The organism is Streptomyces tirandamycinicus, assembly GCF_003097515.1.
GTDB classification, from domain to species: domain Bacteria; phylum Actinomycetota; class Actinomycetes; order Streptomycetales; family Streptomycetaceae; genus Streptomyces; species Streptomyces tirandamycinicus.
The window spans coordinates 5684518-5700834 of the sequence record NZ_CP029188.1; the positions used below are offsets into that span (position 1 = coordinate 5684518).

15 protein-coding genes and 1 pseudogene are annotated in these 16317 nt (G+C 74.5%); 10 read left to right on the forward strand and 6 right to left on the reverse strand.

Annotation, left to right across the window (positions count from 1 at the left end):
- Positions 1-17 precede the first annotated feature (17 nt).
- The gene (locus DDW44_RS24810; protein WP_108907796.1) at positions 18-1319 is read left to right on the forward strand and encodes a YihY/virulence factor BrkB family protein; all 1302 of its coding nucleotides are present in this window, start codon (positions 18-20) and stop codon (positions 1317-1319) included.
- Between the two features lie 122 nt (positions 1320-1441).
- Positions 1442-2188: a helix-turn-helix domain-containing protein gene (locus tag DDW44_RS24815; RefSeq protein WP_108908937.1), complete on the forward strand. Its 747-nt coding sequence runs from the start codon at positions 1442-1444 to the stop codon at positions 2186-2188.
- Here DDW44_RS24815 and DDW44_RS24820 read toward each other — a convergent pair.
- Positions 2110-2520, reverse strand: coding sequence for a VOC family protein (locus DDW44_RS24820; RefSeq protein WP_108907797.1), 411 nt, complete (start codon positions 2518-2520; stop codon positions 2110-2112). The genes DDW44_RS24815 and DDW44_RS24820 overlap by 79 nt on opposite strands.
- 186 nt (positions 2521-2706) lie before the next feature.
- On the opposite strand from DDW44_RS24820, the pseudogene DDW44_RS24825 reads away from it, so the two are divergent.
- The 3 genes and pseudogenes from DDW44_RS24825 to DDW44_RS24835 all read left to right on the forward strand — a co-directional run.
- A pseudogene (locus tag DDW44_RS24825) lies at positions 2707-3393 on the forward strand (response regulator transcription factor); the annotation flags it as partial.
- 281 nt (positions 3394-3674) lie between these two features.
- On the forward strand, positions 3675-4784 hold the full coding sequence (locus DDW44_RS24830; RefSeq protein ID WP_108908938.1) for a sensor histidine kinase: 1110 nt from the start codon (positions 3675-3677) through the stop codon (positions 4782-4784).
- A 207-nt stretch (positions 4785-4991) separates the two neighbouring features.
- Complete coding sequence (locus DDW44_RS24835) at positions 4992-5291, forward strand: hypothetical protein (protein WP_108907799.1); 300 nt, start codon at positions 4992-4994, stop codon at positions 5289-5291.
- Here the strand turns inward: DDW44_RS24835 and DDW44_RS24840 are convergent.
- The 3 genes from DDW44_RS24840 to DDW44_RS24850 all read right to left on the reverse strand — a co-directional run bounded on the left by DDW44_RS24840 (position 5266) and on the right by DDW44_RS24850 (position 8194).
- A complete protein-coding gene (locus DDW44_RS24840) occupies positions 5266-5826 on the reverse strand; it encodes a cupin domain-containing protein (protein WP_108907800.1) in 561 nt (186 codons plus the stop codon). The genes DDW44_RS24835 and DDW44_RS24840 overlap by 26 nt on opposite strands.
- Positions 5823-7010 (reverse strand): cytochrome P450, encoded by a 1188-nt coding sequence (locus DDW44_RS24845; protein ID WP_166802707.1) that lies wholly within the window; start codon positions 7008-7010, stop codon positions 5823-5825. Before DDW44_RS24845 ends, DDW44_RS24840 begins: the two co-directional genes overlap by 4 nt.
- A 107-nt stretch (positions 7011-7117) precedes the next feature.
- The gene (locus DDW44_RS24850) at positions 7118-8194 is read right to left on the reverse strand and encodes a type III polyketide synthase (RefSeq protein WP_018888606.1); all 1077 of its coding nucleotides are present in this window, start codon (positions 8192-8194) and stop codon (positions 7118-7120) included.
- A 351-nt stretch (positions 8195-8545) separates the two neighbouring features.
- On the opposite strand from DDW44_RS24850, the gene DDW44_RS24855 reads away from it, so the two are divergent.
- The 3 genes from DDW44_RS24855 (at position 8546) to DDW44_RS24865 (ending at position 10787) form a co-directional block, all read left to right on the forward strand.
- Positions 8546-9796, forward strand: coding sequence for a cytochrome P450 (locus tag DDW44_RS24855; RefSeq protein WP_108907802.1), 1251 nt, complete (start codon positions 8546-8548; stop codon positions 9794-9796).
- A gap of 7 nt (positions 9797-9803) precedes the next feature.
- A complete protein-coding gene (locus DDW44_RS24860; RefSeq protein ID WP_108907803.1) occupies positions 9804-10049 on the forward strand; it encodes an acyl-CoA carboxylase subunit epsilon in 246 nt (81 codons plus the stop codon).
- Between the two features lie 360 nt (positions 10050-10409).
- On the forward strand, positions 10410-10787 hold the full coding sequence (locus DDW44_RS24865) for a DUF488 domain-containing protein (protein ID WP_108907804.1): 378 nt from the start codon (positions 10410-10412) through the stop codon (positions 10785-10787).
- A gap of 23 nt (positions 10788-10810) precedes the next feature.
- Here DDW44_RS24865 and DDW44_RS24870 read toward each other — a convergent pair whose 3' ends face one another.
- Positions 10811-11581 (reverse strand): VOC family protein, encoded by a 771-nt coding sequence (locus tag DDW44_RS24870; protein WP_108907805.1) that lies wholly within the window; start codon positions 11579-11581, stop codon positions 10811-10813.
- Positions 11582-12270: 689 nt separating this feature from the next.
- Between DDW44_RS24870 and rsgA the strand changes: the two genes are divergently transcribed.
- Positions 12271-13275, forward strand: a complete 1005-nt coding sequence (gene rsgA, locus DDW44_RS24875; protein WP_108908939.1) for a ribosome small subunit-dependent GTPase A — start codon at positions 12271-12273, stop codon at positions 13273-13275.
- Positions 13276-13334: 59 nt separating this feature from the next.
- Here the strand turns inward: rsgA and DDW44_RS24880 are convergent, their stop codons facing one another.
- A complete protein-coding gene (locus DDW44_RS24880) occupies positions 13335-14441 on the reverse strand; it encodes a helix-turn-helix domain-containing protein (RefSeq protein ID WP_108907806.1) in 1107 nt (368 codons plus the stop codon).
- A gap of 278 nt (positions 14442-14719) precedes the next feature.
- Here DDW44_RS24880 and DDW44_RS24885 point away from each other — a divergent pair, with 278 nt between their 5' ends.
- Positions 14720-16315, forward strand: coding sequence for a protein phosphatase 2C domain-containing protein (locus DDW44_RS24885; RefSeq protein ID WP_108907807.1), 1596 nt, complete (start codon positions 14720-14722; stop codon positions 16313-16315).
- The last annotated feature ends 2 nt before the right edge of the window (positions 16316-16317 follow it).

Sequence of the window (16317 nt, forward strand, 5' to 3'; positions counted from 1 at the left end):
GCCGATACGGTAAGGAGGTGCAGGCAGCAAACGAAACACCCGACCGGCCCGCCGGCCGGCTCCACCGGGCCAGAGTCCTCTACCGCAACGTCTCCAAGCGGAAACTCGCCTGGCTGCTGCTGAAGGACACGGTCAATTCGTGCATCGAGTACCGCATCCTGGGACTCGCCGCCGAGGCCGCGTTCTTCACCCTGCTGTCCCTGCCGCCGCTGATGCTCGGCCTGCTCGGCCTGCTCGGCTACGTCGACGACTGGACCAGCACCACCACCGTCGCCTCCATCCAGGAGAACATCCTCGGCGCCGCGGGCACCGTCCTGTCCGACCGCGGTGTCAACGAGATCGCCAAACCCCTGCTGGAGGACGTCACCCGCGGGGGGCGCCCCGACGTGGTCTCCCTCGGGTTCGCGATCGCCCTGTGGTCCGGCTCGCGGGCCGTGAACGTCTTCGTCGACACCATCACCGTGATGTACGGGCTCGACGGCCAGCGCGGCATCGTCGCCACCCGGCTGCTGGCGTTCCTGCTCTACCTGATCGCGCTGCTGATCGGCGCCGTGGTGCTGCCGCTCGCGGTGGTCGGCCCCGACCGGGTCGTCGAGTTCGTGCCGTTCGGCGCGGGCCTGGTCAGCGTCCTGTACTGGCCGGTGGTGATCCTGCTGTCCATCGCCTTCCTCACCACCCTGTACCACGTGTCCGTGCCGGTCCGCTCTCCCTGGGTGGAGGACGTACCGGGCGCGCTGGTGGCCCTCGGCATGTGGGTGCTCGGGAGCTTCCTGCTGCGCATCTACCTGACCAGCACCGTCGAGGGCCCCACCATCTACGGCTCCCTCGCCGCGCCGATCGCCGTGCTGCTGTGGGTCGGCATCTCGGCGTTCGCGGTCCTCGTCGGCGCCGCCGTCAACGCCGCCATCGACCGGGTCTGGCCGTCGGTCGCCACGGCCGCCGCCCGTGCCGCCAACCGGCGCGTCCGGGCCGCCCACGCCGCCGAACTGGTCGCCCGCGCCCGGGCGGCGGAGGGGGAGAGCGAGGACGGGGAGGACGGGGAGGGCGGGGACATGCCCTCGGAGTTCCCCGAGCGATGGTCGAAGTTCCTCCCGCCGGACGATGTGAGGTCCCGGCTGCAGGGGAGCCGGGACCACCGCGACAGGGAGCAGCGCGAGCAGCGCGAGCGGCGCGAGCGGCGCGAGAACCGTGAGCGGACCGAGAACCGTGAGCGGCCCGAGAGCCGGGGCCGGCGGAACCATCGGGACGGGGACGGCCGGGACGGGGACGGCCGGGACGGGGACCGCCGGGACAGGAACAAGGGGGAGCAGAGGCTGTGACGAACGGCGGCGGCAGGCGGCAGGAAGCCGCCGGGGCGGCGGGGAGCGGGGGCGGTGGGAAGGTGGCGGCGGGAAGGGGAACCTCCCGGGCGTGTCCCGGCCGCGGCACCAACCTCGACCCGGTGTACGCGGAACGGGCTTCGCTGCTGGAGGGCGCCGTCGTCTGGCACCACGAGCCCGGCCCCGGCCCCGTCCTGCCCGTTCTGCCCGACGGCTGCATGGACCTGATGTGGACCCGCGGCCGGCTGCTGGTCGCCGGACCGGACACCCGTGCGCAGCCGCCCGGTGACACCCGGGCCGCCCATTCCGGCGTGCGGTTCGCGCCCGGTGCCGGCCCCGCCTTCTTCGGCGTCCCCGCACACGAACTGCGCGACCTGCGGGTGGACCTCACCGACCTCTGGCCCGCCCGGCTGGTGCGGCCGCTGGCGGACCGGGTCACCGAGTCCCCGGACCGGGTCGCCGCGCTGGAGGCCGTGGCACTGCGGCACGCGGCGGACACACCCCCGCCCGATCCGCTGCTGCGGGCCGTGGTGGAGTACCTGGACGCGGGAGGGACCGTGGCGGCCACCGCCGCCGCCGTCGGGCTGGGAACACGCCGGCTGCACCGCCGCTCCCTGGACGCCTTCGGATACGGTCCGAAGACGCTCGCCCGGGTGCTGCGGCTGCAACGCGCCCTGGCCCTGGTCCGGGGCGGTGTGCCGTACGCCGGGGCCGCGCTGGCCGCGGGCTGCGCCGACCAGCCGCACCTCGCCCGCGAGACGAGGGACCTGGCCGGGCTCACCCTCGGCCGCTACGTGGAGCTGACCGCCGGGTCCAGGCTCGCGAACAGCGACACCTCGGCACCGTCCGGGTCGAGGACGATCGCGTAGCGCTGGCCCCAGAACGCGTCCCAGGGAGCGAGATGGCCGCGGTGTCCCGCGCCGACGAGCTCCCCGTACACCTTGTCCACCTCGGCGGGGCTGTCGCAGAGGAAGGCCAGCCCCACCCGGCCCCTGCCCTCGGGCCGGGTCCAGCCCGGGTCGAAGGAGCGGACGGTGTCCTCGGTGTCGAACAGCACGCGGGGCCCGCCGGGCAGCACGGCCTCGACGTGCGGGGCGGACTCCGCCCCCTCGGGGACGGCCAGGCCGAGCCGGCGGTAGAAGGCGAGTGAGGCGGCCATGTCGGAGACGACCAGGCCGACGGCGTCGAGTCGTGGAGTCATGGGACCACCGTAGGGCGATCCGGTCGGGGGCGTCTTGAAGGAATCGGACGTCGTCGCCGGAGCCGTACGCCGTGTCTCCCGGTCTCCCGCGCGCGGCGGCCGTGCGGGCCGGGCCGACGGACTCCGTCACGGATTCGTAAGGGGCCGGGCGCGCGCCCGGGGGTCCCGCCGGACAAGACTGGGGGCATGCAGAACATCCTGGTCGTCGACGACGATCCGACCGTCGCCGAAGTGGTCACCGGCTACCTGGAACGCGCCGGGTACGCGGTGGCGCGCGCCGCGGACGGGCCCGGAGCACTGGAGGCCGCCGGGGAGCGGTGGCCCGACCTGGTCGTCCTCGATCTGATGCTTCCCGGCATGGACGGCCTGGAGGTGTGCCGCAGGCTCCGCGGCCGGGGACCGGTCCCGGTCATCATGCTGACCGCCCGCGGGGACGAGGACGACCGGATCCTCGGTCTCGAGACCGGTGCGGACGACTACGTCACCAAGCCGTTCAGCCCGCGCGAACTGGTGCTGCGGGTGGAGTCCGTGCTGCGCCGCGGCCGGGCGGCCGCCGACGGCGCGGCGGTCGGGCCCGTGCTGAGCTGCGCGGGGATCACCGTGGACCCCTCGGCCCGCCGGGTCGTCAAGGACGGCGCGGAAGTCGGTCTCACCCTGCGGGAGTTCGACCTGCTCCTCCACCTCATGCGCCACCGCGGCCTGGCCATCGGCCGCGAACGGCTGATGCGGGAGGTGTGGGGCTGGGACTTCGGCGACCTGTCCACCGTCACCGTGCATGTGCGACGGCTGCGCGGCAAGATCGAGGACGACCCCGCCCGGCCGCGCCTGATCCATACCGTCTGGGGCGTCGGCTACCGCTTCGACGCACCCGGGGAACCGGAGGGGCGGGCACCCGGCGGCGGGAGACTGGAAGCCGGAAGATGGGAAGCCGGAAGACCGGAAGAGCTGAAGCTTGAGGACCGGACGCCCGGAAACCTGAAGCGCGGAGACCTGAGGTCTGAAGATTCGAAGGCCGGAGACCCGAAGGCCGGAGACCGGACGCCCGGAGACCGGACGCCCGGGGAACTGACACCGGAAGGGCGGTCCGGCGGCCGGGTGCCCGGCGGGAACGCCGCCGGCGAGGGTGCCGACCCGGCCGACAGGGGGTGAGCGCCGTGCGCGACGTGCTCCTGATCGCCCTCATCGCGTTCCTCGGCGCGGCCGCGGCCGGCCTGGCCGGTGCTGTGGTGCTGCGGATGCTGCGCCGGCGGTCCGTCACCGTCTCGCTGACCGTGGTCGCCGGTGTCACCGTCATGGCCATGCTCGCCGGGACCCTCGCGGTCGCCCGGGCGATGTTCCTGTCCCCGCACGACCTGACCGTCGTCACCACCGTCGTCGCGATGGCCGCGGTCGTGTCCCTCGCCACGGCCCTGCTGCTCGGCCGGTGGGTCGTCGCCCGCAGCCGCGAACTCGCCCGCGCCGCCCGCACCTTCGGGGAGGACGGCAGCTTCGCCGCCCCCGGACGGGAGGCCACGGCCGAACTCGCCGAGCTGGGGCGGGAACTCGCCGCAACCAGCGCCAGGCTCGCCGAGTCCCGTGAGCGGGAACGCTCCCTGGAAGCCTCCCGGCGGGAACTCGTCGCCTGGATCTCGCACGATCTGCGCACCCCGCTCGCCGGGCTGCGGGCCATGTCGGAGGCGCTGGAGGACGGCGTCGTACCGGACCCCCAGCGGTACTTCCGGCAGATCCGCGCCGAGGTCGAGCGGATGAACCGGATGGTCGGCGACCTCTTCGAGCTGTCCCGCATCCACGCGGGCGCCCTCGCCCTCACGCCCACCCGGATCTCCGCGCACGACCTGGTCGGCGAGGCGCTCGCGGGCGTCGGACCGCTGGCCCGGGAGCACGGAGTGCGGCTCGTCGGTGCCCGGGTCGAGCCGGTGCCGATCGAGGTCGACGCCGAGGAGATGACGCGGGTCCTGGCCAATCTCCTGGTCAACGCGATCCGGCGGACTCCGGCGGACGGCACGGTCGCGGTCGCCGCCGAACGCCACGAGGACTCCGTGGTGCTGTCCGTGACCGACGGCTGCGGCGGTATCCCGGAGGAGGACCTGCCCCGGGTCTTCGACACCGGCTGGCGCGGCACCGAGGCCCGCACCCCTCCCGCGGGAGCGGGCCTCGGACTCGCCATCGTCCGGGGCATCGTGGAGGCCCACGACGGCCGGGCCGGGGTGCACAACGTGTCGGGCGGCTGCCGCTTCGAGGTGACCCTGCCGACCGCTCCGTGACACCCGCGGCAGACCTGCCGCCCGCTCCGTGAGGCCGGCGGCAGTCTGGCCGGCCGCTCCGTGACACCTGCGGCGGCGGCCCTCTCGTGTTGCGCTGCCGGGCATTCCGGACGGGCGTCTCCCGAGCCGAGTGTCAGTGCCGTGCGGCAGGCTGGCATACGCACCGTCACATGTGACGCGAGACGACTCGAGAGGAACGGCCGACCGATGAGTGCCACCGCAGTGATGACGTCCCGTGAACGAGCCGCCGCCCAGGCGTATGTGCGGCTTCTCGGCGCCGTGCGAGCCGCGCTCGCCGAACCACCCGGAGACGGCGCCCCGCCGCCCGTGCTGCTCAGCGCCCCCATGGCGGAGGCGGACGAGGCCCTCGCCGCGGCCGGTCTCGCCGGCAACGAGCAGGCGCTGTTCGGGCTGGTGACGGGGCTGCACCGCACGGCCCCGCCCGGCACGGCGGCGCACCGCGTTCCGCGCCCGGCGCGCGTCAGGCGTCGTGGCGCAGGGGCGTGAGCTGCTCGATGTCGTAACGGGACCGGAGTTCGGCGATCGCCTCGTGGTCGGGCGGGCCGGTCCTGCCGAGGATGCCGATCAGCTCTTCGAAGTACCGTTCGTGGTCGGGCGGCGGGGACGCCTGGAAGAACATCTTCGCCGGCTTCCCCGTCCGGTTGGCGAACGCGTGCGGGCAGCCGGGCGGCACGACGACGACCGTGCCCGGGCCCGCCCGCACCGGACGCCGGCCTGACGGGGACTCCCAGCCCCGCCAGTCGCCGCCGGTGCGCACCCGCGGCTCGAAGGCGAGCATCTCCAGCTCGCCCTCGAGCACGTAGAAGAGCTCCTCGCTGCGGGCGTGCACATGGGCCCCGACGTCGAACCCGGGAGGCACCACCACCTCGAAGCTGGACGACACACGGGAGTGCTCGCCGGTGACCTTGAACGTGACCTCCTGGGCCGCCGCGCGCAGCGTACGGCCGTGACCCGGGGGCACCAGCAGCCCCTCGGCCGACGCGGTGTACGCGCCTTCCGGCGCCCGGACATGGGAGGTCACCAGACCACCGGCAGTCCCTCGGGCCCCCGGATCAACGCGCCCGGCCGCCAACGCAGTTCCTCCTCCGGAACGGCCAGACGCATCCCCGGGAGGCGGTCGACCAGGGCGGAGAACAGCAGCTCGGTCTCCAGCCGGGCGAGCAGGGCCCCGACGCAGTAGTGGGGGCCGTAGCCGAACGCCACATGCGGATTGGGGCTCCGGTCCAGCACGATCCCGTCCGGGTCGGCGAAGACCTCCGGGTCCCGGTTGGCGGCGAGGTAGGAGACGTAGACGGCCTCGCCCCGGCGGATCTCCTGGCCGCCGACGGTCAGGTCCTCCGTCGCGATGCGGCACAGCCCGACTCCGTTGCGGTGCGGTATCCACCGCAGCAGTTCGTCGACGGCCGTGGCACGCACCCCGGGGTCGCCGCGCAGCCGGTCCATCAGTTCGGGTCTGGTCAGCAGGAGGTACGCCATGTTCCCGGTGTTGTTGGTGACCGCCTCGCCCCCGATCTGGACCAGCAGCGCCAGCCCGACGGCCTCCGCACCGGTGATCTCGCCGTCGGCGACGGCCGCCGACAGCAGTGCGACCACGTCCTCGCCGCCGGTGCCGTGCCGCTCGGCCAGCAGCCGGGCGAAGTAGCCGCACATCGCGTTCCTGGCCCGCTCGCTGCGCTCGGCGCCCTCGGTGGAGGACAGGATGAGCGAGGTCCACTCGTGCATCGCCGGCCGGTCCGCGGCGGGCACGCCCATCAGTTCGCACACGACGGCCAGCGGGAACGGGGCGAGGACGCGTGCGACGAGGTCGGCCGGCGGCCCGTCGCGCAGGACCCCGTCGACGAGTTCGTCGAGCATGACCCGGGCACGTCCGCGCAGCCGCTCGACGCCGCGGGTGGTGAACGCGGGGGCCACGGCACGGCGCAGCCGGGTGTGGTCGGGCGGGTCCTCGAAGCCGACGGCCCCGTCCACGGGGATGAAGTGCGGCGCCAGCCGCGTGACGTCGCTGCCGACGACCGCCCTGCGGCTGAAGCGCGGATCGTTGGTCACCGTCCGTACGTCCTCGTGGCGCGACACCAGCCAGGCCCACCCCTCGCCGTTGGGCAGCCTGATCCGGCTCACGGGTCCCTCCCGCATCAGCGCCGCGAGGTCCGGGTCGAACTCCACACCGGGCAGGTCCCGCACCGGCCAGAAGCGGACCGGGGGCAGCGGTCCGGGCGTCTTCTGCGCGGTCGCGGTCGCGGTCGCTGTCGCGTTTGCGTTCGCGGTCGCGGCCCGTGCCCGTGCCGTCCTGGGGCAGGCGTCGTCGCGCACGGTCAGCACCTCCCCGCGGGGGCGGGCACCTCGGCCTCGGTCCAGCGGCCCAGGCTCATCTCGGCGGTGATGCCTGGCCCGAAGCCGGCGAGGATGCCGCGCGCGGCGTGCCGGGTCGAGCCCTCGTCGAACAGTCTGCGCAGGGCGTCGAGGACGACCGCGCTGGCGATGTTCCCGTACTGGGTGAGCGTGGCCCGGCTGAACCGGAACGCCTCGGACGGCACCCCCAGGTACTTCCCCAGGTCGTCGAGGATGCGCGGACCGCCCGCGTGGATGATGTAGAAGTCCAGCGAGGCGGCGTCCCAGCCGTGTTCGGCCGCGAGCGCCCTGAGCGCCGGCGCCAGCGGTTCCATGGTGCCCGGAACCCGCCGGTCCAGCTTGAAGTGGAAGCCCGTCGAGCGCACGTCGTACGCGATCCAGTCCTCGGTGTCCCGCACCAGATAGGAGCCGTTGCGCTCCAGGGCGACACCGCGCCCGCCGCGGCCGCGCACCACGGCGGCGGCGAGTCCGTCGCCGAACAGCCCGTTGGACAGCAGGTTTCCGACGTCCAGGTCGGTCGGCTGGTAGCACAGCGAGCAGAACTCGCAGGCCACCACAAGGGCGTTGGCCTCCGGGTACGCCGTGCAGAAGTCATGGGCCCGGTTGACCGCCGCCCCGCCAGCCGCACAGCCGAGCTGGGCGATCGGCACCTGGCGCGCGTCCGTGCGGAAGCCCATGGAATTGATCAGCCAGGCGGTGAGCGACGGCATCATGAAGCCGGTGCACGACACATAGATGATCACGTCTATGTCGACGGGCCTGAGCTCGGCGTCGGCCAGCGCCCGCTCGATGACGGCGGGCACCCGGGCCTTCGCCTCGGACTCGTAGACGGCGTTGCGGTGTTCGAAGCCGGGATGCCTCAGGGTCTCCTCGATCGGCTGCAGCAGATGCCGCTTCTCCACCCCGGTGTTCCGGATCAGGCGCAGCGCCAGGTCCAGTTGTGGATGGTCCGCGTGAACGGTCCGCGCCAGGTCCAGCGTCTGCTCCATGGTGATCACGTGTTCGGGTACGGACACCGCCGGTCGGCACAGAGTGGCCATGTTGGTGCGCCCTTCTCTCGCGTTCCCCTCCCAAAGGATCCGGGAGGTCACCCGTTCGCGCCCGCCGAGGAAAGCCCTGGCTGCTGGTCCGTCCGGGTGACGGCGGCCGGTGCCCGCCCGGCGGCGCGGCGACCCGTGGGGGCGGGTCCGTCCGGGTGACGGCGGACGGGTGGCCGCCCCGCGGCGCTGCCGCCGACGGGGCTGGTCCGTCCGGGTGATGGCGGGCCGGCGGCGTCCCGATCGCACGGCGGCCGGGAAGGGATGCCGTAGCCGTTCAACGCCGCCCGCTCCGCTCACCCGGCGTGACCGGGGGCCGCGGCGGAGCCGGGCGCCGGACGTGGGGAGCCGAACGTGAAGACGTCAGAACCCGGGACACCGGCCGCGGCGGCCGATTCCGGCCCGCCGGAGGACGAGGGCGTTCGCCGGTGGGGCCTCGAGGACCTGGCGGCCCTGGACTTCGACCCGTTCCTGACCGCGGTCCTCCGCGAGGAGCCGGTGGCGCGCATCCGGCTTCCCTACGGTGAGGGCACCGCCTGGCTCGTGACGCGCCACGACGACGTCAAGTCGGTCGCGTCGGACCCCCGGTTCAGCCGCCGGGCACTCGCCGACCGCGACGTGACCAGCGGTTCCCCCCATGCCATCGCCGCACGGCACGCCTCCCTCAACTACACGGACCCGCCGCGTCTGACGGCCATGCGCCGGGTCGTCGCCCGCGCCTTCACCGGCGGCGCCATGGAGCGGCTGAGACCCCTGGCCCAGCGGACCGCGGACGAACTGCTGGACGAGATGGAACGGCACGGGCCGCCGGCCGATCTGGTGCGGCACCTGCACGGGCCGTTCCCGCTGTCCGTGGTGGGCGACCTGCTCGGACTGCCGGAGGAGGACCGCACCCGGATGGTCCACTGGACGGACGTCATCATGACGCCGGCCCCGGCCCCGGCCCGCAGCCGGCAGGGCAGGAGGTCGGTCCGCGAGGTCGTCGAGGCCCTCCTCGCCCAACGCCGCGCGGAGCCCGCGCACGACCTGGCCGGTGTGCTCGCGGCCGCCGCCGCCGACGGGGAGATCAGCGACGACGAGGCGCTGTCGATGGCGACGGCGATCCTGGTGAGCGGGGCGCACGCGGTCCGCAACAACAGCGCAAACATGGTGTACGCGCTTCTCACCCGTCCGGAGCAACTGGCCCGGCTGCGGGCCGAGCCCGGACTGCTGCCGCGGGCGGTCGAGGAACTGCTGCGGTACATCCCGCACCGCAGCGGGGTGGGCCTGCCGAGGATCGCCACCGAGGACGTCGAGGTCGGCGGCGTACGCATCCGGGCCGGTGAGGCGGTCTACTGCTCCTACCTGGCCGCGAACCGGGACCCCGAGGTCTTCCCCGACCCGCACACACTGGACTTCGACCGCCCCGCGGTCCCGCACCTGTCGTTCGGGTTCGGCCCGCACCACTGCGTGGGCCCCATGCTTGCCCGGATGGAGTCCGAGGTGATGCTGGCGACGCTGCTGCGGCGCTATCCGCGGCTTACCCTCGCGGTTCCGCCGGAGGAGATCGCCTGGCAGCGGGGCGCCCTGATCCGCGGGCCGAAGTCGCTCCCGGTGAGCTGGTGAGGCCGTCATGGACGTGGATCTGCGCATCGTGAGCGGCGCTCCGGACGCCGAGGAACTGGCCGCGGTGATGGCGGTGCTGACCGCCGTCGCCCACCGCCGCGGGGCGGCCCCCGCCGCCCCGGGCGGCGGCACACCGGACGGCCGCCCGCGACGGGCCCACTGGGACCGCACCTGGGGTACCGGCTTCCAGCCCTGCGGCTCGTGGCGGGAACGGGACCGGACGGTGACCGCGTTCGACCCGGGCGGCCGCTGACCGTGTTCCTCGGTGTCCGTCGGTGTCGCGCGGTGTCGCGCGGTGTCGCGCGGCGTCGCACGGCGTCCCACGGTGTACCTCGGCGCCTCTCCGCGCATCGCGGTGCTCCTCCGTGCATGAACGCGTACCGCCCGGGTACCCGGAGTCGGCGATCGTCCCCCGCGAAGGGGCGGCACCCCCGGCCGCCCCGCGCACGGCCCCGTCCGCCGCCCCTTCCGGCGGACGGGGCCGACGCACGTGGCCGTCGGTACGGCGGTTCGGTACGGCGGTTCAGTTCAACGGTTCAGTGCAACGGACCAGTACGGCGGAACGCGGATGTCCGTACTTGCGCGGCGCGGGCCCGCACAGCACGCTGACGGCATGGCGACCATCCGTGTGCGCAGGGTCTTCGACGACCCCGGCCCGGCCGACGGCGTCCGCGTACTCGTCGACAGGCTCTGGCCGCGCGGCGTCTCCAAGGAGCGGGCCGCCGTCGACGCATGGCTCAAGGACGTGGCCCCGTCGGGAGAGTTGCGCGGCTGGTACCACCAGGACCGCTCGCGGTACGAGGAGTTCGACGCCCGCTACCGCCGGGAGCTCGCCGCCGGGCCGGCCGCACAGGCCCTGGAGCGGCTGCGCGGACTCGTACGCGGTGGCCCGGTCACCCTGGTCACCTCGGTGAAGAGCGTCGAGGGCAGCCACGTCCCCACACTCGTCGCCCTGCTGGAGGAGTCCGCTCCGCCGCCGGAGGGCCGGTAGCCGAAGGGAGGTGTGCCCGTCCTTCAGGACGTCTCGCCCTCGATGGACGACAGATGGAACAGCCCGCCTTCGGGGTCACGAATCGTCGCCGTCCGCCCGAGCGGTGTGTCCTGCGGGGGCGCCAGCACCGTTCCGTGCGCCGAAACCGCTCGGGCCGCCGCCTCGTCCACGTCGTCCCGGCAGAAGTGGACGTGCCACTGGGGGTGGATCGCCGCATCCGCGGAGTCCGGGACACCGCCGAACATCCCCGCCACCGTACGGCCGCCGGCGCGCAGCATCACCCGGTCGTGCTCGTAGCGCACGTCGATGACGTCCGGATGGGCGTCCCACTCGAACACACCGCCGTAGAACAGCGCGGACGCGAACGGGTCCCGCGTGTGCAGCTCCAGCCACGCCACGGCGCCGGTGCCCCGCCCGGCCTGCCACCCGGGCGCGGCCGGTCCCTCCCAGATGCCGAACGCCGCGTCCAGCGGATCGGCGGCCCAGGCCGTCCGTCCCCGGCCGAACGCCAGCGGGCCCACGGCGACCGTTCCGCCCCGCTCCCGCACGCGTGCGGCCGCCGCGTCGGCACTGTCGGCCACGAAGTACGCCGTCCAGGCGATTGGCAGCCGCACCCCCATGCTCTGCGCGGACTCGACGAGACCGGCGACCGGTTCGCCGTCCGCGTGGGCGACCACATGCCCCTCGGTCCGTTCGTCGGGCCCGAACGCCCAGCCGAACACCGCCCCGTAGAAGTCCTGTGCGGCCCGCATGTCCTGCGTCGTCAGGCTCACCCAGCACGGCGTGCCCGGCACCCCGGGTGAAGTGCTCGCCAAGGCCGCTCACCTCATTCGTGTTCATCCCGGGGCGGGGCGGGGACAGGTGGCCACTCCCTGACACCCTTCATCAGATTCGGGCCGGTCGCCACCGCAGCGGAGAGCCGGCGGCGACCGGGCACCGTCCGGTGGCCGCCCGCGAAAACGCGTTGGCACGGCCCGGGGGAGGCGGCTACTGTGGCGTCGCCGCCGTGCGTGAGGCACGGTCAAGGGCATCCACGAGGGTCCTCAAGCATCCACCAGGATGCACGGGCACTCCACGAGTATCGAGGAACACACGGAGGTGAGGACGTTGATGACGGTCACTGCGCCGGGCGCTGCCCGAAACCCGAAGATCATCACTCCCATTTCCCCGGTCGTCGGCTGACCTGCTCCTTCCTTTCGCACGTCTGTGCGCACAGGTCGCCGGGGCCACCCGTGTGAAGGGTCCTCCCTTGTCTCTCTCCTCCTCGTCCCATGCCTCCTCTCAGCCTCGCTCCTCATCCCCGGCCCACTCCTCATCCCCGGCTCACCCCGCCTCCCCCGCGGACGCGGCCCCGCTCTCCGGTCCGGTCGCTTCCACCGCCGCGCCCGGCGACGCCGCCGCCGGGGCACCGCACCCGCTCACCCCGTACGGCTGGGACGGGGACCATGCGGCCGCCTTCGCGCCGTACGCCGAGAGCGGTCTGGTGCCCGGGCGGGTGGTGCGGGTCGACCGTGGCCGGTGCGACGTCGTCACCGCGGCCGGGACCGTGCGTGCCGACACGGCGTTCGTCACACCGCACGACCCGCTGCGTGTGATCTGCACCGGTGACTGGGCGGCCGTCGACCCCGAGGGCGGCAACCCCCGGTACGTACGGGCGTGTCTGCCGCGCCGTACCGCCTTCGTGCGCTCCACCTCGTCCCGGCGGTCCGAGGGGCAGATCCTCGCCGCGAACGTCGACCACGCGGTCATCGCGGTCTCCCTGGCCGTCGAGCTCGACCTCGGACGGATCGAACGCTTCCTGGCGCTGGCCTGGGAGAGCGGGGCGCAGCCCCTCGTCGTCCTCACCAAGGCCGACCTGGTGCCGGACGCGACCGCCCTGTCGTACCTGGTGCGGGACGTGGAGACCACGGCACCCGGTGTCCAGGTGCTGCCGGTCAGCTCGCTCACCGGGGAGGGCATGGACGTCCTGGCGGCGGTGGTCTCCGGCGGTACGAGCGTGCTGCTCGGCGTCTCCGGAGCGGGCAAGTCCACCCTGGCGAACACTCTGCTGGGCGAGGACGCCATGGAGGTGCGGTCCACGCGTGACGTGGACGGAAAGGGCCGTCACACCACGACGACCCGGAACCTCCTCGTCCTCCCCGGCGGCGGCGTGCTCATCGACACCCCGGGCCTGCGGGGCGTCGGGCTCTTCGACGCCGGTACGGGAGTGGGAGAGGTCTTCTCGGAGATCGAGGACCTGGCCCGGGACTGCCGCTTCCACGACTGCGCCCATGAGGCGGAGCCGGGCTGTGCGGTGCTCGCCGCGCTCGCCGACGGCTCGCTGCCGGAACGCCGGCTGGAGAGCTACCGCAAGCTCGTCCGCGAGAACCAGCGCATCGTGGCGAAGACCGACGCCCGGCTCCGGGCCGAGATCCGCCGCGACTGGAAGCGCAAGCACGCGGAGGGCCGTGCGGCGGGGGAGGCGAAGCGGGCCGGCCGGCCGCGCTGACCGCTCGCGGGCGTTCCCGGGGCCGTTGCGCCCCGGGAACGCCGGCCTACCCGGCCCCCTCACCCCGCAGCCGCAGCCGCAGCCGCAGCCGCCGCCGCTTCCGCCTCGGCGGCGGCTGCCCGGGGCCGCGTCCCGGCGGTCGCGGAGACACCCGGGCTCGACCCGTCCACACCGCTTTCGCCGGCCGACCGGGCCACCCACCCCCTGTCGTACGCGTGCCAGCCGAGCTGGAGCCTGGTCGTCACGCCGGCCAGTTCCATGAGGCCCTTCACACGCCGCTGGACCGTGCGGAGGCCGAGTTCGAGCTGCTTGGCGACACTCGCGTCGGTCATGCCGGCGAGCAGCAGCGACAGGATCTCCAGATCCGCGGCGTCGGGGCCGGCGGGCCCGTCCTCCGTCACGGAGCCGTCCCCGCCGAGACGCAGCGGCAGGGCCTCCCGCCACACGGCCTCGAACAGGCCGGTCAGCGACTCCAGTACTCCGCCCGCGCGGACCACCAGTGCCGCCGCCTGCGAACCGCGACCGGTCAGGGGAGCCATCGCCAGCGTCCGGTCGGCGACGACGAGTTCGGCGGGCACCCGCTCCACCACCCGGACCTGCGCGCCGCGGCCGAGCCAGGGCGACACCTCGGCCGGCCTTGCCGCCGGTGTCAGCATCTCGCGCTCGACGACCACGCGGTACGTGACGCCGCTCGGCCCCGTCCGCAGCCGTGCCTCGTCGTCCGCTCCGGAGAGGACCACCGGCGACCCGGTGACGAGTGCGCACACCTCGTCGGACGCGCCCAGGCGGAGCTGGCGGAAGCGCTGCGCCACCGCACCGGCTCCGGTGACCACCTCGACCAGGTCGTGCACGGGCAGTTCCGCGGCCTTGGTCCGGTAGTCGCGGGCCAGCAGCGCCGCAGCCAGCTCCGCCTGCTCGAGTTCGTGCCGTTGCCGGGTGAGCAGGGCGCCGAGCGCGACTCCCGGCGGGGCGGCCACCCAGCGGTCGGTGCGCGCCGACGACCGGGCGGCCAGCCCGTGGTGTTCCAGCAGACGCAGCGCCCGTTCGGTCTCCGCCTCCGGGAGTGCGAGGCGGTGCGCCAGATCGGCCACCTCCGCGGCACCCAGCGCCACCAGCGCGCGGTACGCCGACTCCTGCCTCGCGTCGAGACCTATTGCTCCCAGCACCCCTGAGCCCTCCCCGGACCTCACCGTTCCGCCTGATGCGGGCACGATCGTGGCGGAATCCGGTCACGGCGTGAACCCGCCGCCCCCATCATCCCCGCCGGGCGGCAGGAAGATCCTCCCCGTGCCGGTGGATCGCACGTGCGACGTGCGCCGATCCAACTCGACGTCCGCCGTGCGCCCTTCCCGGGTGCGCCGGGCCGGCCCGGCGCACCCGCCGCCGGGCCGGGTTTTGCGGAATACGCCGTTTTCGTACGGCCCCTGCGGTGGACAATGAGGGCATGAGTCAGCAGGGGGAGAGGCCCACCGCGGGCGACGACTGGTGGAACCGGCTGTACGACGAGTCCGCCGCGGACACCGGCCCCGCCGCCGCGGGTGACACACTCGACGACCGCTTCGACTCCGCGGTCGACACCGTGGGCCCGGAGGACTCCCCGGGCGCATGGTGGGACCCGTCCCGCCGCGGCGTCGCTCCCTGGGAGTCCTCCGCCGCCCCGCGCACTCCGGCGGACCCGGTCGGGGACCCGCCCGTGTTCCGTACCGGGGGAGTGGCCGGTGCCGGTGCCGGTGCCGGTGCCGGGTCGGCGTCGGCAGCGTCGGCAGCGTCGTGGGCGTCACCGGCGTCGACCCCGCGCACTCGGGCGGACTTCACCAAGCTCCCGGCCTCCGCCGTGCCCCCGGCCTCCGCCGTGCCCCCTGCCCCCGCAGGGTCACCGCCCCCGGCCCCCGCCGGGCCGCCCGGGCGGGACCTCGCGGGGGAGCCCTCCGCGGCACCCCCGCCGCAGCCCCCGGCACCCCCGACGGTGCCGGTCGCAGCCGCCGGCACGGCCCCCGAACAGCAGACCCGCACCGCGGGGCGGCGCGGGCCCGTCCCCTGGGGCCGGCGCAAGGAGAGCGCGGGCCGGAGCACGGGCGGGTACGTGGGGGACCGGCCGCCCACCTACGACGCCGAGCCCACCGCGCTCCCCACCGCCGATCCGCAGGAGCTCGGCGGGCTGGTCCCGGACACCGTGCTGGACGGGGCCCGGTACGGCGCGTTCACCCTGCGCGCCGCCTCCGTCCGCGGCGACTCGGCCCGCTACCGCGGTGAGCACCGCCGCGACGCGCTCCTCACCGCCCGCTTCGGCACCGGTGAGGGGGCCCTGGTGCTGGTCGCGGTGGCCACCGGCGCGCGGGCCGCGGAAGGCGCGCACCTCGCCGCCGCCGACGCCTGCCGCTGGATCGGCGGCGCCGTCGGCCGCAGCCACGCCCGGCTGGCGGAGGACATCAGGGCCGGCCGGCGCGGCGACCTCAAATCCGGGCTCCACCGGCTCACCGACCGCTCCTTCGGCAGGCTCCGCGCCCGTGCGGCCGAACTGGGCGTGCCCCCGGAGGAGTACACGGCGAGCCTGCGGTGCCTGCTGCTGCCCGCCGACCACGACTGCCGCACACGGGTGTTCTTCGGACTCGGAGCCGGGGGCCTCTTCCGCCTCCGCGACGGCGGCTGGCAGGACCTGGAACCGTCCCTTCCCGACGCCTTCTCCGGCGAGCCGGTCGTGGGCTACGGCTCCCCGCCCCCGGAGACCCGCGAGGGCGACCGGCTCACCATGGACCTGGGTGTGACCACGCCCCCGTCGCCGCACATCGACGAGCCCGTACCGCCGCCGGCCGAACCGTTCCGGTTCCGTGCGTCGGTGGCCCGCCCGGGGGACACCCTGCTGCTCTGCAGCAGCGGACTCGCCGACCCGCTGCGCGGCGAGCCGGCGCTCGCCGACGAGCTGGCGGAGCGCTGGGCGGAGACCGAGCCGCCCGGCCTCGCCGCGTACCTGGCCGACACCCAGCTGAGGGTGAAGGGTTACGCCGACGACCGTACGGCGTGTGCCGTCTGGGAGGCGTAACC